The 20,053-nt window shown below is 36.0% G+C and carries 21 protein-coding genes; 20 read left to right on the forward strand and 1 reads right to left on the reverse strand.

All coding sequences use genetic code 11. The features are described 5' to 3' along the window. Positions 1–8: 8 nt before the first annotated feature. Positions 9–1,055, reverse strand: a complete 1,047-nt coding sequence (locus BM201_RS02665) for a ferredoxin--NADP reductase (RefSeq protein WP_092539837.1) — start codon at positions 1,053–1,055, stop codon at positions 9–11. A 91-nt stretch (positions 1,056–1,146) separates the two neighbouring features. On the opposite strand from BM201_RS02665, the gene BM201_RS02670 reads away from it, so the two are divergent. From BM201_RS02670 to BM201_RS02765, 20 genes are all read left to right on the forward strand, one after another. Then, entirely contained in the window at positions 1,147–2,631 is a 1,485-nt protein-coding gene (locus BM201_RS02670) for a DUF5687 family protein (protein ID WP_245758554.1), read from the forward strand. Between the two features lie 80 nt (positions 2,632–2,711). Beyond that, the gene (locus BM201_RS02675; protein ID WP_092539838.1) at positions 2,712–3,479 is read left to right on the forward strand and encodes an ABC transporter ATP-binding protein; all 768 of its coding nucleotides are present in this window, start codon (positions 2,712–2,714) and stop codon (positions 3,477–3,479) included. A 116-nt stretch (positions 3,480–3,595) separates the two neighbouring features. Next, positions 3,596–6,142, forward strand: coding sequence for a type IX secretion system periplasmic lipoprotein PorW/SprE (gene porW, locus BM201_RS02680; protein ID WP_092540600.1), 2,547 nt, complete (start codon positions 3,596–3,598; stop codon positions 6,140–6,142). A gap of 17 nt (positions 6,143–6,159) precedes the next feature. Next, positions 6,160–6,555: a bactofilin family protein gene (locus BM201_RS02685; RefSeq protein WP_092539839.1), complete on the forward strand. Its 396-nt coding sequence runs from the start codon at positions 6,160–6,162 to the stop codon at positions 6,553–6,555. After that, positions 6,536–6,754 carry an AtpZ/AtpI family protein gene (locus BM201_RS02690; RefSeq protein ID WP_092539840.1) on the forward strand — a complete coding sequence of 73 codons (219 nt, stop codon included), beginning with the start codon at positions 6,536–6,538 and terminating at the stop codon, positions 6,752–6,754. The genes BM201_RS02685 and BM201_RS02690 overlap by 20 nt, the downstream gene beginning before the upstream one ends. After that, entirely contained in the window at positions 6,755–7,141 is a 387-nt protein-coding gene (locus BM201_RS02695; RefSeq protein WP_092539841.1) for a hypothetical protein, read from the forward strand. Between the two features lie 133 nt (positions 7,142–7,274). Continuing rightward, positions 7,275–8,357: a F0F1 ATP synthase subunit A gene (atpB, locus tag BM201_RS02700; RefSeq protein ID WP_092539842.1), complete on the forward strand. Its 1,083-nt coding sequence runs from the start codon at positions 7,275–7,277 to the stop codon at positions 8,355–8,357. A gap of 24 nt (positions 8,358–8,381) precedes the next feature. Next, positions 8,382–8,603, forward strand: a complete 222-nt coding sequence (gene atpE / locus BM201_RS02705; protein WP_084841957.1) for an ATP synthase F0 subunit C — start codon at positions 8,382–8,384, stop codon at positions 8,601–8,603. 66 nt (positions 8,604–8,669) lie between these two features. Continuing rightward, entirely contained in the window at positions 8,670–9,164 is a 495-nt protein-coding gene (locus BM201_RS02710) for a F0F1 ATP synthase subunit B (protein WP_092539843.1), read from the forward strand. Between the two features lie 9 nt (positions 9,165–9,173). Further along, on the forward strand, positions 9,174–9,731 hold the full coding sequence (gene atpH, locus BM201_RS02715; protein WP_092539844.1) for an ATP synthase F1 subunit delta: 558 nt from the start codon (positions 9,174–9,176) through the stop codon (positions 9,729–9,731). Positions 9,732–9,776: 45 nt separating this feature from the next. Continuing rightward, positions 9,777–11,357: a F0F1 ATP synthase subunit alpha gene (gene atpA, locus BM201_RS02720; RefSeq protein ID WP_092539845.1), complete on the forward strand. Its 1,581-nt coding sequence runs from the start codon at positions 9,777–9,779 to the stop codon at positions 11,355–11,357. Positions 11,358–11,435: 78 nt separating this feature from the next. Further along, a complete protein-coding gene (atpG, locus tag BM201_RS02725; RefSeq protein WP_092539846.1) occupies positions 11,436–12,296 on the forward strand; it encodes an ATP synthase F1 subunit gamma in 861 nt (286 codons plus the stop codon). A gap of 157 nt (positions 12,297–12,453) precedes the next feature. Next, positions 12,454–12,894, forward strand: coding sequence for a hypothetical protein (locus tag BM201_RS02730; protein WP_092539847.1), 441 nt, complete (start codon positions 12,454–12,456; stop codon positions 12,892–12,894). A gap of 48 nt (positions 12,895–12,942) precedes the next feature. Then, positions 12,943–14,388, forward strand: a complete 1,446-nt coding sequence (locus tag BM201_RS02735; RefSeq protein WP_245758555.1) for an oligosaccharide flippase family protein — start codon at positions 12,943–12,945, stop codon at positions 14,386–14,388. Then, on the forward strand, positions 14,385–14,819 hold the full coding sequence (gene dut, locus BM201_RS02740; protein ID WP_092539849.1) for a dUTP diphosphatase: 435 nt from the start codon (positions 14,385–14,387) through the stop codon (positions 14,817–14,819). The genes BM201_RS02735 and dut overlap by 4 nt, the downstream gene beginning before the upstream one ends. 46 nt (positions 14,820–14,865) lie before the next feature. Further along, positions 14,866–15,876 (forward strand): sugar phosphate nucleotidyltransferase, encoded by a 1,011-nt coding sequence (locus BM201_RS02745; RefSeq protein ID WP_092539850.1) that lies wholly within the window; start codon positions 14,866–14,868, stop codon positions 15,874–15,876. A 26-nt stretch (positions 15,877–15,902) separates the two neighbouring features. Beyond that, positions 15,903–17,285: a tetratricopeptide repeat protein gene (locus tag BM201_RS02750; protein WP_245758556.1), complete on the forward strand. Its 1,383-nt coding sequence runs from the start codon at positions 15,903–15,905 to the stop codon at positions 17,283–17,285. Next, positions 17,282–18,052: a lipoprotein insertase outer membrane protein LolB1 gene (locus tag BM201_RS02755; protein WP_092539851.1), complete on the forward strand. Its 771-nt coding sequence runs from the start codon at positions 17,282–17,284 to the stop codon at positions 18,050–18,052. Before BM201_RS02750 ends, BM201_RS02755 begins: the two co-directional genes overlap by 4 nt. Continuing rightward, the gene (locus BM201_RS02760; RefSeq protein WP_092539852.1) at positions 18,049–19,266 is read left to right on the forward strand and encodes a murein hydrolase activator EnvC family protein; all 1,218 of its coding nucleotides are present in this window, start codon (positions 18,049–18,051) and stop codon (positions 19,264–19,266) included. Before BM201_RS02755 ends, BM201_RS02760 begins: the two co-directional genes overlap by 4 nt. Positions 19,267–19,323: 57 nt before the next feature. After that, positions 19,324–20,016 (forward strand): hypothetical protein, encoded by a 693-nt coding sequence (locus BM201_RS02765; RefSeq protein ID WP_092539853.1) that lies wholly within the window; start codon positions 19,324–19,326, stop codon positions 20,014–20,016. Positions 20,017–20,053 lie beyond the last annotated feature (37 nt).

Below are 20,053 nucleotides of genomic sequence, written 5' to 3' on the forward strand. Positions count from 1 at the left end.
TTTAGATCCTAAACGTCGTCGTAATCTACTTTTATGGTAGGTGTAAGTGGATGCGCCTGGCAGGTTAAGATCAAACCTTCTTCAATCTCGTCGTCTGTAAGGATTTGATTTTTACGCATTTCAGCTCTACCTTCAGTGATTCTGGCGATACAACTACTACAAATTCCGCCCTGGCAGGAATAAGGAACATCAAGATCGTTTTCTAAAGCCGCATCTAAAATTACATCGGTTTGATCCATCACAAAGCTGGTTTCTTCATCATCAACCATAACTGTAATTTGCGTTTGGCCTTCAAGATCGGCTTCAACTTCACCGGTATCATCGCTGGTAAACAATTCGTAATAGATATTTTCTTCAGCAATACCGTTGTTACTCAGCACTTCGCTTACATGATTGATCATTTCTTCTGGTCCGCACAAATAAACCGCATCAAAAGAATGATCTTTAAATTTATTCTTCATCACAAAATTAACCGTGCTGGTTTCAATTCGGCCAAAATGTGCATTATCTTCTCTGGATCTACTAAATACAAACTCAACAAAAAGTCGATCTGGATAACTTGCCTGTAGTTCTAAAAGTTCTTTAAAAAAGATTGTGTTTTCTGGAGATTTGTTTCCGTAGGTAAGAATAAATCTACTGTGACTTTCTTCAGAAAGTACTGTTTTTATTATTGATAGCACAGGAGTGATCCCACTACCGGCAGCAAAAGCAGCATAAGTTTTAGCTTCAGAAGAAGGTTCTAAAACAAATTTACCTTCAGGAGTATGAACATCTAAAACATCACCCGCCTGAAGTTTATTATTGGCAACTACAGAAAATTTACCACCTTCTACCTCCTTAACCGTTACTTTAAACTCTCCGGAATTTGGAGCCGAGCATAGTGAGTAAGCTCTACGTAGTTCTTTACCATCAACATCTGCTTTTATGGTAATATATTGCCCGGCCGTAAATTTGTATTCCTGCTGAAGTTCTGAAGGAATTTCGAACGAAATACTCACAGCCTGAGGCGTTTCCCTAATTATTTCTTTTATTTTTAGTTTATGAAATGTTCCCATCAAAAATAATTTGTGGGCAAAAATACAAAGTATCAGCTTTTAGAGTGTAACAAAATACTAAATTTAGCTACAAGTAAGTAAAGCATTTTTTATGGTAGGGAAATTACTCAGTTTAGAGTGGAAATCTTTTACGCGTAGCGCAAGCTTTGGTAAAAGTCTTGGTTTGAAGATTTTCATGATCTTTTTAGCCGTGTATTTTGCTGTCGTGTTTCTTTTTATGGGAATAGGACTTTACCCAATCTTGAAAAAGATATATCCAGATAATGTTCCACTTTTAAAATTGAACGAATTTATTTTAGGCTGGCTGGCTTTTGAGTTAATCTTTCGATTTTTTATGCAAAGTCTTCCGGTGGTACAAATAAAACCTTTACTGCTTCAAAATATAAGAAAGTCTAAGGTTATTAATTTTGTGTTGCTAAAATCGCTATTCTCGTTCTACAATATTTTACCACTTTTAATTTACGTACCGTTTGCCGTAGTGGTTGCAGTAAAAACAGATTATACCGCAGTGTCTATGATTGGCTGGTCGATTAGTGTATTATTTTTAAGTTTTTCGATCAATTTTTTCAATTTCCTGATCAAAAAGAAGTTTGCTGAAGATCTAAAATCTTTTCTACCTGCAATCATTGTGATTTTGACCTTAGCGGGATTAGAGTATTTTAATATTGTCCCGGTTAGTGAGAAGTTCGGGATTTTCTTAAATTATGTCTTAGAAATGCCATATTTGGCTATTGTGCCAATAATTCTATGCTTTCTGTTCTTTGTTTGGGTTAAGAATACCCTGAAAAGGAAATTTTATCTGGACGCTGGTCTAAAAACTAAGCAAAAGGAAGTAAAATCTCAGGATTTTGAGTGGTTAAAGCGATTTGGAGAGGTCTCAACTTTCCTTCAGTTAGATATGAAGTTAATTTGGCGAAACAAACGCCCAAAAACAACAATTTTTCTTTCGGTTTTCTTTCTGTTATATGGCTTGTTATTTTTTACCAATTCGGTTTACGAGGGAATGCCGGTAATGTATGTTTTCGCAGGTATTTTTATATCAGGAATATTTATGATCAATTTTGGCCAATTTGTGCCTAGCTGGGATGCTGCCTATTACCAAATGATCATGTCGCAAAATATACCAATGCGAAAGTATTTGGCTTCTAAAGCTGCGCTGATAAGTTTTAGTATCATTATTTTAACCATTTTAAGTACGCCTTATGTTTACTTTGGCTGGAATATACTACTCATTATTTTTACCTGTGCCTTATATAATCTTGGTGTAAATGTGCCTTTATTAATGTTTACAGGCTCATTTAATAAAAAACGAATCGATCTGGAGAAGAGTCCGTTTATGAACTACCAGGGAACTGGTGCTGCGCAATGGTTGGTGGCGATTCCGTTATTGGCCGTTCCGTTAGGGATCTTTTATCTGTTCTATAAACTCTTCAGTTTTAATATTGGTCTTTTAGTGATAGGAATTTTAGGAGTAATTGGTATTCTTCTAAGAAATTATTTAATGGATAGAATTACTATTCAGTATAAAAAGAACAAATACGCCATGATTCATGGATACAAACAAACCGGAGACTAAGCGATCTTTTTAACCAAAAAGTAGGACTTAAAAATTAACCTTAACTATTCAAATCTCGGAAACCGAGAAAACAAAATACTATGATCACAGCAACTAATCTTTCTAAAGTATATAACGGGACCAAGGTTCTAGATATCGACCATTTAGAAATCCCAGAGGGACAAAATTTAGGTCTTGTAGGGAATAACGGTGCGGGAAAAACGACATTTTTCAGCATGCTTTTAGATTTAATAAGACCTACTTCTGGAAATATCTTTAACCAGGATATTACAGTGAACGAAAGTGAAGATTGGAAAACTTTTACGGCTTCGTTTATCGACGAAAGCTTTTTGATAGGATATCTTACTGCGGAAGAATATTTTTATTTCGTGGGTGAGCTACGCAATCAAAACCGAGCCGATATTGATAGTTTTTTGGCACAATTTGAAGAATTCTTTAACGGAGAAATCATAGGCCGAAAAAAATACCTTCGAGATTTATCGAAAGGGAATCAGAAAAAAGTGGGAATTGTTGCCGCGTTAATTGGTGATCCTAAAGTGGTGATCTTAGACGAACCTTTTGCTAATCTGGATCCTACCACTCAAATTAGGCTAAAGAAAATCATCAAGGATCTTTCTGAAATTTCTGGTACTACGGTTTTGGTTTCCAGTCATGATCTTATTCATGTGACAGAAGTTTGTGAGCGTATCGTGGTTTTAGATAAAGGCGTTATCGTTAGAGATCTTAAAACTTCTGAAGCTACGCTAAAAGAACTGGAAACTTATTTTTCTGGAGAACAAATTCCAGAAGAATTTAAAGAAACCGCAGAAGCTCCAAGCGAAGAAGCCAAAGCTGATAAGGCTGAGTAATCAACGCCGATTTTTCTTATTTAAAGCGCAAATCTTTGTATTTGTAAAAAGAAACTTATTTTTACATACTAAATCCTGCGTAACAGAGTTATGATGCTAATAAGAAAGGCTTGGTTTTGAGGAGATTTTTACATGTTGTTTTTGTTTTTTTTCTAATTGGGGCTATACTTTCCTGCTCCAGAAAGAAAGATACTTTTATTAGTCGAAGCTGGCATTCGGTTACTGCGGAATATAATACACTTTATAACGGAAACCTTGCTCTTGAAGCAGGGCGGGAAGAGTTAAACCAGAATTATAAGGACAATTACTGGGATTTACTACCTATAGAACGTATGCAGATCGATGAAGAGATTCTTCTTCCCGATAGCGTTCGAAATCAAAATTTTGGTGTTGCCGAGCAAAAAGCGGTAAAAGCGATTCAGCGTCATTCGATGTTAATTGATGGGGACGAAGAAAATCCACAGATCGATGAAGCTTATATGTTGTTGGGAAAAGCACGATATTTTGATCAACGTTTTATTCCCGCATTAGAAGCATTCAACTATATTTTGCAAAGATATCCGGCCAGTAATAGCATTAGAAATGCGCAAATTTGGCGAGAGAAAACCAATATTAGGTTAGAGAATAACAGGATCGCGATTAGAAATTTAAAAAGGATCATCGAAAATGCCCAATTTGAGGATCAGGAATATGCAGATGCGAAAGCAGCCATGGCGCAGGCCTATATAAATCTTCAGTATCCCGATAGTGCATTGGCTCCTTTAACTACTGCTGCCAATTTCACCAATAAAAACGAAGAAAAAGGACGTTATTTTTTCATTTTAGGTCAGTTATATAATCTACTAAATCAACCTGAAAATGCTAATCTTGCTTTTGATGAGGTTATCGAGCTTAATCGAAAGTCACCGCGGATTTACATGATCAATGCCTATATCCAAAAAGCAAGAAATTTTGACCCTGAAGAAAATAACGATCAGCAACTAAAAGAATTGCTTATAAGTCTTGAAGAAGATCGCGAAAATCGTCCATTTTTGGATAAAATTTACTTTCAATTTGGCGAATATTATAATCAACGAGATTCTTTAGATACCGCTATTGTTTTTTACAATAAGTCACTTAGAAGTCGCGCAAACAGCGATCCTTATTTAAGATCTATAAATTACGAGATCTTAGCGAATATCAATTTTGATCGATCAAATTATCAAAGAGCTGCGAAATATTTTGATAGTACGCTTTTCGAAATGAATTCTAGTTTAAGGGAGTACAGAACTATAGAAAAGAAGCGTAAGAACCTAGATGATGTGATCTTTTACCAGTCGATTGCAGATAAAAACGATAGTATTTTAGATCTCACAAAGTTATCACGCGAAGAGCAAATTGCTTTTTATACAGAATATACTAATAAGCTAAAGGAAGATTATCAAAATCAAATTGAAGAAGGGGAAACAGAAGAAGCCTTAGCTTTAAATACTGCAGGCCCGGGAGTTCCAAATACGGGAATTCCAAACATTGGAGTTCCTGGCGAAGAGAATACGAATAAATTCTATTTCTATAACGACAATCTTATTAGTAGAGGAGAGCGCGAGTTTTTAAGAGTTTGGGGAAACCGTCAACTTGCAGATAACTGGCGTTGGATGGCTACAGGAAATACGACTGCAATGGCAACTTCTGAAGATGGTGCAGATTTCGATTTTACAAGCGATCCAAGATTTAATCCAGTAACTTATGTTGATAAACTTCCAACAGATAATAAAGTTATCGATAGTTTGTATAAAGAGAGAAATTACGCTTACTATCAACTTGGTTTAATTTATAATGAAAAATTTGCTGAGTATCGACTTTCTGCAAATCGGTTAGAAGAAGTTTTAGCTAGTGATCCAGAAGATCGATTGGTATTACCTTCTAAATATAATCTTTATAAGGCCTACGGAAATTTAAATATGCTGGCCAAACAAGATGAGATGAAGAGAGATATCATCACTAATTATCCAGATTCTCAATACGCGATATTTATTCAGAATCCACAAAGCCTTGCTAACGGCGAGAGCTTACCAAAAATGAGTTATGAAAATACCTTCGAATTATTCGAAAATAAAGAATTTACAGAGGTGATTTCAGAAAGTAATAAATTTATCACTCGATATTCTGGTGAAGAGATCGTTCCTAAATTCGAATTGTTAAAAGCGATGGCCATAGGGCGATTAAAAGGTTTGTCTGAATATCGTACGGCATTAAGCCATGTTTCGCTAACCTATCCGCAATCGCCAGAGGGACAAAAAGCAAAGCAGATGATAAGCGAATCGCTACCAAGATTAAGCCGACTTCAACTTCAGCAAGATAGTTTGGCCAAAAATTACAAACTGGTGTACGAGTTTGATGCTAATAAGAAAGAAGAAGCGCTGGAATTTCAGCAAAAATTAGATTCGGCTATGGTAGATCTAGACTATTCCAATCTTTCCACGTCCTTAGATCCTTATACGATCGATCGCTTGTTTGTGGTGGTACATGGTCTAGAAGATCGCGCCAGAGCTTTAGGTTTTGGTGAATTATTACGAGAAAATGATGATTATAAGCTTGAAAATGATTTTATTGCGATCTCAACTAATAATTACCGGGTAATTCTTCTAAGAAAGAACCTCGACACTTATAAAACAGATTATTAACTCTCACTCTTAATACGATGTTTTCAGAAAAAAAGAAAAGTTCTGGCGCTAAGGAATTTTCTAATGAGCAAAATAAAATTGCAGCAGGAACTAAAATTACCGGAGATATAACGGCTAAAGGAGCTTTTAGGATCGAAGGTTTTTTAAAAGGCACATTAGTTACCACCGGGAAAGTGGTTATAAGTAAAAATGGAAATATAGAAGGAACTTTGGAATGTGAAAATGCTGATATTGAGGGTTCTTTTAAGGGAAAATTGAAAGTTAGCGGTATTTTAAGTTTAAAATCAACAGCTACGGTAGATGGAGAGGTTGTAGCGGCAAAACTTGCCGTAGAACCCGGTGCTAATTTTAATGCTACTTGCCAGATGCGCGGCGCAATGAAGTCGGTTAAGAATGAAAAACAATCAGCGTAACAAGTACCTGGTATTTGTAAATGTAGGTTTTCAGATGGCTATTATTATTGCCGGAGGTGTTTTTCTTGGTATTTGGTTAGATGAAAAATTTCCGAATAAATTTTCTGCGTACACGATATCATTATCACTTTTAGGCGTTTTTATTGCTTTATTTCAGGTAATACGAAGCGTAAAAAATATAAGTAAAGACGACGATTAGATGGGACGACCATTTTTAAACTTCCTTAAGGTATTTTTGCCTTTTGCATTGATCTTATTCGCGATTCAATTTTATACTGTTTCAAATTTTGTAGAGGCGACCCTATACTACAGTACAGTTTCTAATTACGCATTTCATATTTTAGCGACAATATTAATTTACGCGATATTATTATTTATAAATCTCAATTTTGAGGATAAAACAGGCTTTGCCTTTATGGGGATGGGCTTGTTGAAAATGCTGGCAGCAGTATTATTTTTGTTGCCTGCATTGCTTAATGATGAGGTATCGATTTTTGCTCAGGTGATCGCTTTTTTTGTCCCATATTTTATATTTTTAATTTTTGAAACCACCTTTGCTGTGAAATTAATTAATCATAATAAATGATTGAATATCAATAATCTTTAAGATTAATTGAAATCTAAATAAAAAATTAAAACCGGGACTTTCACATAAAAAATAAAAGTATACCTTTGCACCGAAATTTAGAGCCCATAATTTTATAAGTAGACCAGGTATTATGATAGCACAAAAATCGTTAAAGATTATAGTGACATTTGCACTAGCCTTACTTCCGGTTTTTTCTTTTGCATCAAAAGAGGACTCTTTAGCAGAAGCTGAAAAAGAATTTAATGCTACAGATATGATTCTTCACCACATTGGTGATGCGCATGGATGGCATTTTTATGGAGAAGGCGAAAATTCTTTCACAATACCACTTCCGGTAATACTTTATACCGATAATGGTCTTGTAACATTTATGTCTAGTGAATTTCACCATGATACCGAAGGGCATCATGTGGTAGAGAAAAACGGAATGCACTTCGTTAATCTTCACGAGAAAATCTATCAGTTAGAAGAAGGAGCTCATGGGGTAGAGTTCGATGAAGATCACCACCCTTTAAATGCAGAGCGACCTATCGATTTATCGATCACTAAAAATGTAGCGGCTATGTTTATAACCGTTATCATTATGTTGATCATTTTTAATCGATTAGCTTCTTTCCACAAGAAAAATAAACATGCTCCAAAAGGCTTCAATAACGTGCTAGAAACCTTTGTTCTATTTGTTAGAGACGAAATTGCTAGACCACAAATTGGAGAGAAAAAATATATGAAGTTCATGCCATTTTTATTAACGGTATTTTTCTTCATCTGGATTACGAATATGATTGGATTATTACCAGGTGCGGCCAACGTAACAGGTAATATAGCAGTGACTATTTCTTTAGGTTTATTCACTCTTGTTTTAATTCTAATTAACGGTAGTAAAGATTACTGGAAACACACACTTTGGATGCCAGGCATTCCAACATTTGTGAAGCCACTTCTTGCTGTAGTAGAATTAATGGGTGTTTTCATTAAGCCAATTGCACTTATGATTCGTTTATTTGCGAACATTACCGCAGGTCACATTATCATCTTAAGTTTAATAGGATTAATATTTATTCTTGAAAGCGTAGGAGTAGCTGGTGTTTCGGTTCCTTTTGCTCTTTTTATATCGATATTAGAATTGCTTGTGGCATTTTTACAGGCATTTATTTTTACCATGCTGTCTGCCCTGTTTATTGGGATGGCAGTAGAAGAACACGAACATCATTAACTTTTAATTTTAAATCTTTCAATTATGGAATTATTGTATGTAGGTCTCGCAGCTTTAGGTGCCGGTTTAGCAGTTATCGGTGCAGCTATGGGAGTTGGTAAAATCGGTGGATCTGCCATGGATGCTATCGCTCGTCAGCCAGAAGCTTCTGGAAAAATCCAGACAGCTATGATTATCGCTGCGGCTCTTGTTGAAGGTGTTGCTCTTTTTGGAGTAGTAGCAGCTTTACTTGGAGTTCTTAAGTAATTGAATTCTTATTTATCCATTCGTAACGGTTGGTTACGAATGGATTTACTTTAAATTAAAAAAATTATGGAATTAATCACTCCTGAAATTGGTCTTATTTTTTGGCAAACGATAGTTTTCCTTGTACTTATTTTGATATTAGCGAAATTTGCCTGGAAACCTATTCTTGGTGCTGTTAAGCAAAGAGAAGATTCTATCAACGACGCTTTGTCTTCGGCTGAAACAGCTAGAAAAGAATTGCAAAATCTTAAGGCAGATAACGAGCAGTTAATGAAAGAAACACGTGCTGAAAGAGATGCTATTCTTAAAGAAGCTCGTGAATTAAAAGAAAAGGTTTTGGCAGATGCTACAGAAGAAGCACAAACCAAAGCAGATAAAATTGTAGCACAGGCTAAAGAAAGTATTGAGCTAGAGAAAAAAGCTGCTATGGCAGAACTTAAGTCTCAGGTTGCAAACTTATCTATAGAGATTGCTGAAAAAGTAGTTCGTAAAGAATTATCAAGTAAAGAAAAACAACACCAAATGATCGATGATATGCTTGGTGATGTTACTTTAAACTAATACTTTGTGATGAAAGGAACCAGAGCAGCACAACGTTACGCAAAAGCCATCCTAAATTTAGCTAATGAGAAAAATGTAGCTAAAGATGTAAAGGATGATATGCTAAGTATTTCTAAGACAATTGCAGGCAGCGAAGATCTAAGAAATATGTTAGCAAGTCCAGTAATTAAACCAGCACTTAAAAACCAGGCTTTAAAGGCTGTTTTTAAGGATGTGAACGGTTTAACCACTGGCGTTTTCAATTTACTTGTAGAGAATAACCGTATCGATATTTTAGGTATTGTAGCAGATCAATATTTAAGATTGTTTGATGGTTCTATACAGGTGCAAAATGCTGTTGTTACTACTGTAGTTCCTTTAACAAAAGAGCTTGAAGCTAAAATTCAGGCTAAAATAAAAGAGCTTACCGGTAGGGAAGCAATAATCAAGAATAAGATCGATGAAAGTATTCTTGGTGGTTTTGTTTTAAGAGTTGGTGACTTGCAGTACAATGCTAGTGTTGCTAATAATTTAAACAAATTAAAAACAGAATTTAAAACAGGCAACGCATACGTTTCTAAAATTTAATAAAAACCGCCCGTAAGTTAACGTGGCATTTTATCTTAAATAATTATGGCAGAAGTAAATCCTGCTGAAGTATCAGCAATATTAAAGCAACAACTTTCTGGATTCGAGGCAAAGGCTTCTTTAGACGAGGTTGGTACCGTACTTACAGTTGGTGACGGTATTGCGAACGTTTATGGACTTTCTAATGCTCAATACGGAGAATTAGTACAATTTGAAAGTGGTCTAGAAGGAATGGTACTTAACCTTGAAGAAGATAATGTTGGGGTAGTACTTTTAGGACCTTCAAAAGAAATCAAAGAAGGTTCTACAGTAAAAAGAACACAAAGAATTGCTTCTATAAAAGTTGGTGAAGGTATTGTTGGAAGAGTAGTAAATACTCTAGGTGAGCCTATCGACGGTAAAGGACCTATCGAAGGTGAAACTTTCGAAATGCCTTTAGAGCGTAAGGCGCCTGGTGTTGTTTTTCGTGAGCCTGTAACAGAGCCTATGCAAACAGGTATTAAGTCTATCGATGCGATGGTACCTGTAGGAAGAGGGCAGCGTGAGCTTGTGATTGGTGACCGCCAAACGGGTAAAACTACTGTTTGTATCGATACCATCCTTAATCAAAAAGAATTTTATGATGCTGGTGAGCCGGTATATTGTATATACGTAGCTGTAGGGCAAAAAGCGTCTACTGTTGCAGGTATTGCTAAGGTTTTAGAAGATAAAGGAGCTTTAGCATATACAACTATCGTTGCTGCAAATGCATCAGATCCTGCACCTATGCAGGTTTATGCTCCATTTGCTGGTGCTGCGATTGGTGAATATTTTAGAGATACAGGACGTCCTGCATTGATCGTTTATGATGATCTTTCTAAGCAGGCTGTTGCTTATCGTGAGGTTTCTCTTTTATTACGTCGTCCACCAGGACGTGAGGCGTATCCAGGGGATGTTTTCTTCCTTCACTCAAGATTATTAGAGCGTGCTGCAAAAGTGATCAATGATGACGGAATTGCAAAAACAATGAACGATCTTCCTGAATCTCTTAAAGATAAGGTAAAAGGTGGTGGATCTTTAACTGCACTTCCTATTATCGAAACTCAGGCTGGTGACGTTTCTGCGTATATTCCAACTAACGTAATTTCGATTACAGATGGGCAGATCTTCTTAACTTCAGATTTATTTAACTCTGGTGTTCGTCCGGCAATTAACGTAGGTATTTCGGTATCGCGTGTGGGTGGTTCAGCTCAGATCAAATCAATGAAGAAAGTTGCTGGTACACTTAAGTTAGACCAGGCACAGTTCCGTGAGCTTGAAGCTTTTGCTAAGTTTGGTTCAGACCTTGATGCCGCTACAATGAGTGTAATTGAAAAAGGTAAACGTAACGTAGAGATTCTTAAACAAGGACAAAACGATCCTTATCCAGTAGAAGATCAAATCGCAATTATCTTTGCAGGTTCTAAGAACTTACTTAGAGAAGTGCCTGTAGAAAAAGTAAGAGAATTCGAAAGAGATTATATTGAATTCCTAAACGCTAAGCATAGAGACGTAATGGATACGCTTAAGGCCGGTAAACTTACCGATGAAGTTACAGATACTTTAGCATCTGTAGCAAAAGAGCTATCTGAAAAATATAAAGCATAAAAGTTTATAAGCAAAGAGTGCAAAATAGCATTGCACTCTTTGCTCTATTAGTATTTAGGCTAGTCCAATTTTAAAAATATGGCAAACTTAAAAGAATTACGTAGCAGAATTACCTCGGTTTCTTCAACGATGCAGATTACCAGTGCCATGAAAATGGTTTCTGCGGCAAAGTTGAGTAAAGCTCAGGATGCTATCGAATCTATGCGCCCTTATTCCCAAAAGCTATCCCAGCTTTTACAGGATCTTAGCGCAACTTTAGATGATGATACTAGCAGTAAATATGCAGAGCAGCGTGAGGTAGAAAAAGTACTTGTAGTTGCTATTTCTTCTAACAGAGGTTTGGCAGGTGCTTTTAACGCAAACATTATTAAAGGTGTAAAAAATGCTGTCGCTAAAGAATATTCAGATAAGGATGTTCATTTATACAGTATTGGTAAAAAAGCCAACGATATTTTAAAACGAAGCTTTACAGTATATAAAACGAATACCGAGATTTTTGATGATCTTAGTTTTGAAAATGTATCTGTTATTGCTGAAGATTTAATGGAGCAATTCTTAGAAGGAAATTACGATAAGATCGTACTGGTGTATAACCACTTTAAGAATGCCGCTACACAAGCTGTTTTAACTGAGCAATTCTTACCCATTCCTAAGTTTGATACAGAAGAAGAAAAGCAACTTGATTACATTTTTGAGCCTTCTAAATTAGAGATCGTAAAAGATCTTATTCCAAAGTCGCTCAAAATGCAATTATATAAGGCTTTAAGAGACTCTTTTGCCTCAGAGCATGGTGCACGTATGACGGCGATGCATAAAGCGACAGAGAACGCTACAGAACTTAGAGATTCGCTTAAATTGTCTTACAACAAAGCAAGACAGGCTTCGATTACTAACGAAATTCTTGAAATTGTTGGTGGTGCTGAAGCACTTAATAACTAATAATCTCATTTTAGATATTTTAAAGCCCGGTTTTTTTCCGGGCTTTTTTGTTTCAAAAGACCTGCTTATTTCAACTAATATTAGCTGTTTCTGAAGCTTAATTTTTCTTTGGCACTTGTTTTGATTTCTTTTAGCGAACAATCAAACAAATAGAGTTATGAAACATACTTATTTTATCTTCAGCATATTTTTCTTTTCGCTTTTTACCAACTGCGGAACAAATAAAAACCTGCAGGAAGAAGCTCCTGCACAATTTGAACAGGCTTTTTATACTACAACAGATGGTGAGATGACTTTCTATCTTCCGGTGACAGCAATTCAGAAAAACAGAGTTGAATTAAAGAATATTTACTTTAAAGGTTTAAAATCCCCAATTGTTCACAATCAAGATGGGCAAAATCGCTACACTGCGAGCTTCGGAATTCGCCAATCAGATTATGTGATGAGTTCAGACCCAAGAGAAGAATACGGGAATAAAATGCCACAGAAACCCGAGAAAAGTCCGGTGAGTATCGAAAAAGATCAGGCTTTGTTAGAATACCAGGAGAATGGTGAGACCAAATATTATGTAATTAGCAATATCGAAGAACGTAAATAGGTGGTGTTTTCTTAATTATTAGGATATTTGCAGGAAACCCAGAGCCTGTTGAGTACTTTAAAGCGATTTTTTCAGGATACCATTATTTATGGCGTTGCTACTGTAGTACCGCGGTTGCTAAATTTTATTTTAGTGCCGTTACATACCGATGCGCTGGGAACAAAAGACTATTCAGTAAACACGACATTCTACATTTGGGCAGCATTTTTTAATGTACTGCTTACTTATGGGATGGAGACTTCGTTCTTTAGGTTTTTTAGCAGAGCAGAGGATAAAAAAAAGGTTTTTTCTACCTCTTTTATAGCTTTAACGACCACGACCTTGCTGTTTTTTGCTTTGGGAATGATATTTCAGGATGCTTTTATAAGATTGGTAGATCTGGATCCGTTTTTTTTCAATATCCTTTTTTCGGTCTTAATTTTAGATACGCTGGTGGTTGTGCCATTTGCTTATCTTAGGGCAACCAATAGGCCCATACGATTTGCATCTATTAAGCTTTTAAACGTTTTTGTCGTTTTTGCCATTAATATTTATTTTATTTGGTTGGTGCCTAAATTTCCTGAAGTCGCACCACAATATGTATTAGATCACTATACTCAAAAGGACATTTTAAGCTATATCTTTCTGGCTAATTTGGCTGCTAGCGGAATTACATTTTTGATCTTACTGCCATACTTTTTTAAGACTAAAATTCAGTTTAGTTTCTCGCTGTTAAAGCAAATGTGGAAATACGGCTGGCCTATCATGCTGGCGGGATTGTCTTTTATTATCAATGAAAATCTTGATAAGCTCTTATTAAAGGATATTCTTTCCGAAGAAATTATGGGAGCTTATTCTGGCTGCTATAAACTGGCGGTTTTTATGATGATCTTTATCCAGGCCTTTAAAATGGGAGCAGAACCATTTTTCTTTAATCATGCTAAAGAGAAAAATGCTAAAGGTACTTACGCAAGGATATTAGATTACTTTGTGATTTCAGGAGGATTGATTTTGCTCGTTTTGGTTTGTTTTATCGATATTTTTAAGAGGTATTTAATTCCTAACCAGGATTACTGGATAGCGATGTCCATAGTTCCTGTGATTTTACTGGCCAACTTGTTTTTAGGGATCTATCACAATCTTTCTGTTTGGTATAAGCTAACTGATAGAACCAGAATGGGAATGTATATTTCACTTTTTGGAGCTTTAGTCACCGTTGTTTTAAACATCACGCTAATTAGCAAATTTGGATTTATGGTGGCCGCCTGGGCAACATTGGCCGCTTATGGTAGTATGATGCTTATCTCTTATTTCTTCGGAAGAAAATACTACCGCGTACCTTATAACGTTAAGAAAATAGGATTTTATTTACTGCTTTCGGTTGCACTTTCTGCCGTAAGTTTTATATACTTCAGGCAAAATTATATAGTTGCCGCATTATTTGTTCTCTTATTTGTGGGAATTACGTATTTTAAAGAACAAGAAGACATAAAGAAAATTTTAAAACGATCATGACGATTAAAATCATCAACAAAAGTTCACACGATTTACCAAGTTATGCTACAGAAGCTTCCGCAGGAATGGATCTTAGAGCTCAACTGGCCGAGCCAATTACTCTAAAACCTTTAGAAAGAGCGATCGTAAAAACAGGATTGTTTATAGAACTTCCCGTAGGTTACGAAGCACAGGTGCGACCAAGAAGTGGCCTGGCAGCAAAAAAAGGAATCACCGTTTTAAATGCACCAGGAACAATCGATGCCGATTATCGCGGTGAGATTGGTGTAATTTTGGTGAATTTATCGAACGAAGATTTTACGATCGAAAATGGAGAACGTGTTGCGCAACTTGTGATCGCTAAGCACGAGCATATTAATTGGGAAGAAGTTGAAGTACTTGCAGATAGCGTACGCGGAGCTGGCGGGTTTGGCAGTACGGGAACAAAGTAATTTCAGGTTTTTCTAAAATTTATTCTAGAATCAAACAAACAAAGAGATGAAGATTATTGTACCCATGGCGGGAAGAGGTTCACGCCTTAGGCCACATACCCTTACAACACCAAAACCTTTAATTCCTATCGCTGGTAAACCAATTGTGCATCGATTGGTACAGGATATTGCCAAGGTTTTAAATGAAAAGATCGACGAGGTAGCTTTTGTGATCGGTGAAGATTTTGGAGAAAAAGTGGAAACCGATCTAAAGAATATTGCTGAAAGTTTAGGAGCTAAAGGAAGTATCTATTACCAGGATAAACCTTTGGGAACCGGTCACGCAATTATGTGTGCCAAGGATTCTTTAAAAGGTCCGGCCGTGATCGCCTATGCCGATACTTTGTTTAAAGCCGATTTTACTTTAGATAAAGATGCTGATAGTGTAATTTGGGTGAAGCAGGTAGAAAACCCGTCTGCTTACGGTGTGGTAAAGCTTAACGAGAATAGAGAAATTACCGAGCTTGTTGAAAAACCTACTGAGTTTGTTTCAGATCTTGCCGTAATCGGGATCTATTATTTTAAAGATGTTGCCATCCTAAAAGACGAACTTCAGAAAGTTTTGGATAACAATATAGTTCATGGTGGCGAATATCAGATTAATGACGGAATTAAAGCCATGCAGGCAAGCGGACTCAAATTTGTGCCGGGAAAAGTGGACGAATGGATGGACTGCGGAAATAAAAATGTAACTGTAGAAACTAATGGTCGTATGCTTAAATTCTTACATCAGGATGGTGAAAAGCTAATCGCGGATAATGTAAAAATAAAAGATTCTGAAATTACCGAACCTTGTTTTATTGGTGAAAATGTAGAGTTGATCAATGCTAAAATTGGTCCTAATGTTTCTATTGGAGCCGGTACAAAAATTGAAAATACTACGATAAAAAATAGTCTAATTCAAACTTTTGCTGAAGTGAAAAATGCAAAACTGAATAACGCAATGATCGGTAATTTTGCTAAATTCAATGGTGAGTTTACCGAGATTAGTATCGGTGATTATTCAGTATTGGAATAGTTATTGAACCCCAAACCCCAAAAACTTTGCTGAAACATAACTTAATATTGGCCTTTTTTGGATACCTTTTTTTGGTGCCGGGAAAGGCCTTTGCTATAATTCAGCAACCCGAGGATAAAAATGCCACCGTAAATAGCGACCTTGGTAAAGTAAATGATGCATTTCAGGAATATTTTTTTGAAGCTTTAAAGCAGCGTGGGATAGAAAACTACAGGAAATCCAACGAAGCACTTCAAAAATGCCTTTCTATAGATGATAGTAAAGCCGTAATTTATTACGAAATGGCTAAAAACTTCTATTCTCTGGAAGAATTTGAAAAAGCTCAGCCAAATTTTCAAAAAGCTCTCGATCGTAAACCCAAAGACGAAAATATTCTAAGAGATTTTTATGAGAACGAAATTGCTTCAATAGATTACGAAAGCGCCATAAAACTCCTTCAGAAATTAATAAAGATCGACAATAAATACCGCGAAGATCTTGCAGATCTTTATATTCTAAGCGATCGTTATGATAATGCTTTATCACTAATTGATAGCCTGGATAACCAATATGGTAAAAACGAGTATCGCACGCGATTAAGACGCCAGATCTATGCTCGTACAAACAATACAGATGCCCAAATTGCAAGTTTAGAAACAGCTATCGAAGATAATCCTGAAGAGGAGCAAAACTATTTAAACCTTATCTATGTATATAGCGACGAGGGTAGGGAAGAGGAAGCTTTTGAAACTGCGCAGGAACTTTTAGAATATAGCCCGGGGTCTAGTTTAGCCCATTTGGCATTGTACAAATTCTATTTAAATAAAGATCAGCCAGAGCAGGCGATGCAATCTATGCAAATGGTCTTTAAGAGCGAAGAGATCGATGCAGCCTCAAAATATAAGGTTTTGAACGATTTTTTATTATTTGTAAACCAAAATCCAGAGTGGGAAGGCGAGCTTATGGAGGTAAGTCAAATGCTTTCTAAACTTGAAAACGAGCCGTCATTATATCGAAAATTAGGCGAATATTATCTAAAATCAGATAATAAAGCAGATGCGCTTCGTTATTTTGAAATGGGACTAAAGGAAGATCCTGCCAATTTCGAAATGATTAAGAATACATTGATCCTAAGAATCGATATGGAGCGTTTTGAAGGCGCCAGTGAATTAGCTGCTGAAGCTAAAGATATCTTCCCGGCGCAACCCATTTTTTATCTTTTAAATGGTGTTGCCTTAAATAAACTTAAAAATTATTCTGAAGCGGTCGAAATTCTTACTTTTGGATTAGATTTTTTAATAGAGAATCCGCGAATGGAAGCCGATTTTTATCAGCAGATCGCTGTGTCTTACGCAGGGATGGAGGATAAAGAACGCGCGAATGAGTATAAGGCGAAAGCCATAAAAATTTTAAAAGAAGCTACTAAATGATCAAAAGAATATTAGCGGTTGTTTTACTAACCTTAAGTATTGCCGCCTGCGGAACCAAAAAGGCAGCGACCGGTTTCGAAGAAAGTAACGCTAAAGCAGCCGGTGTGATTAAAAATCATTACGATAATGCCACGCAGTTTAACACATTATCGGGAAAACTAAGAGCAACTTATCAAGATGCCGATAAAACGCAATCTGTAAATCTTAGCTTTAGAATGGAAAAAGATAAAGCTATTTGGATGAGTGCGAGTATTCTTGGTTTTCCGATGGCTAAAGTTTATATCACTCCGCAAAAAGTGAGCTATTATGAAAAAGTAGGAAAAACTTATTTTGACGGTGATTTTAGTTTAGTGAGTGAATGGTTAGGCACACCTTTAGATTTCGAAAAACTTCAGAATTTATTACTAGGCCAGGCAATTTACGATCTTAGAACAGATGCGTACACATTAAGTGAATCTGCCAGAGGCTTTCAGTTACTTCCGAAGAAAAATTCAGACGTAAAAAAAATGTTTATGCTGGATGCTGAAACTTACAAGGCAAAAGCACAGCAACTGGCACAAGAATCTGAAAATCGAAGTGTAACGGTAACTTACGAGGATTATCAAAATATTTCAGGTAAACTAATCCCAGAAACAATTACGATCATCGCCAACGAGGGTGGTGAAAGTACCAATATCACTTTGCAGTATAGAAATATAGAGTTTGATGAAGAGGTAAGTTTTCCATTTAGAATTCCTTCTGGTTACGACGAAATTTCTGTAGAATGAAATTAGGCTTTTTTAAATACCTTTTTTTGATCGCTACTTTTTTTGTGGTGACTAATTCATTTGCTCAAAACACGCGTGAGGCTTTAGAGAAAAGGCGAATTGAACTTCGCAATGAAATTCGCCGAATTTCAGAATTAAGAAGCAGCAACAAAAAGAAAGAAAAGTCGATTTTAAATGAAGTTCAAGATTTAAATCAACAAATAAAAAGTACAGAGAATTTAATAAAAGTTACAAACAGACAGGCGAATCTTCTTACCAAAGAGATGAACGAAAATGAGGCGAAGATCGCCAGGTTTAGAAAAGAATTGGAAGAGCTTAAAGAAGATTATGCGGTAATGATCAAAAAATCATATCGTAGTAAATCACAACAAAGTCGAATTATGTTCTTACTTTCTTCAGAAAGCTTTTTACAAGCCTATAAACGGCTTCAATATTTAAAACAATATACAGATTACCCTAAAGAGCAGGGCGAGCAAATAAAGAAGCGTACGATAGATCTACAGCGTTTAAATAAGCGACTTGCCAATCAAAAAGAAGAAAAAGATAAATTAATTGCTGAAAATAGAGCGACTAGAGCCAGACTGGAAGAAAATAAGAAGTCGCAGCAGGAATTAATGAAAACAATTACGGCAAAAGAAGGACAATTTGCTTCTCAAATTAGAAAAACACAACAGGAAATTGATGAAATAGAGCGTAAAATTGATGCAATGATCAAAGCATCGATCGCTGAAGCCAATAAAGAATCGGGTTCTACCAAGCGCGATGTTTTCGAACTTACGCCAGAAGCTAAAGCCTTAGCCAAAGATTTTGCCAGTAATAAGGGCAAATTGCCCTGGCCGGTAGCAACGGGAACAATAAGCATGAAATTTGGTAAGCAACCACACCCGATTGTACGAAATATCACGATAAACAACAGTGGTGTAAATATCGATACCGATAAAGGAGGTAAAGCCAGAGCAGTTTTTGAGGGAACCGTTAGTGAAGTTCAGATCTTAAAAGGAGCAAATAAAGCGGTGATGTTAAGACATGGTGATTATATCACGATTTACGATAACCTGGAAGACGTGTATGTACGTAAAGGTGATTATGTAAGTACAGGGCAGGACCTGGGCGTGATCGCTACAAGTAAAAGCTCAGGTAAGACAACATTACATTTTCTTATCTTTCAAAATACTAAAAAGTATAATCCAGAAAGTTGGATCTTAAGACGTTAGATAATTCTTAACGCAACCTTTTTTGTATTTTGCATCTAGTAGATGTAACTAATCAATATGAAAGTAATATACTTTGCGACTATTGTCGTGCTATTTCTGTGTTTTTCTGCTTGCCACAAAGACGATGTTCTGGTCACCGAAGATAAAAGAATGGCTGTTTTTGCCACGCTTTTAGATTCTAATAATGTCGCTTTACAAGATCTTGCAGTAAATGTAACCACTAAGGTTGGTGAAGAAAATAATGTTTTAGGAGCTTCTCATAGTAAAGCGCTTGGTAAGGTAGACTTTGTTTCTTTAGTAGCTTATAACCGTGGGATAGTTGTTAATTTTAATCCGCTTTCTTCAGGTGATCATAATCCAAATTTTATGTCTCTAAGTTATGTGGATCCAAGAGAGTTTATGGATAGGGAAGAAAGTGTAAACCTGGATCTGGTGAAGCTTAATCCCATTCAGGATGTAGATATTAGCATAGATAGATTACCTGAAACCGATAGTGTAGAATTCCGAATACAGTATTACAATACCACACAGTTTATAAGTTTGGATGAAGAAAACAATCCTATAGGAAAATATCAAAATACATCAAATACTTACGAAAGATTGGATGAAGAAACAGCCTCTTTTCAAAATTCATATCGTTTGCCTGTTGGATCACCTATTAAGATCTTATATACGGTAAACGATGAAGCTGAAAAAGACACAACAATTACTGTAAATTCAGCAAATAGCATTATTGATTTAGAATTTTAAATTGAAAATTATATCCCGATTTTATCGATTTTCAGCA

It is taken from the genome of Zunongwangia mangrovi, assembly GCF_900112105.1.
GTDB classification, from domain to species: Bacteria; Bacteroidota; Bacteroidia; order Flavobacteriales; family Flavobacteriaceae; genus Zunongwangia; species Zunongwangia mangrovi.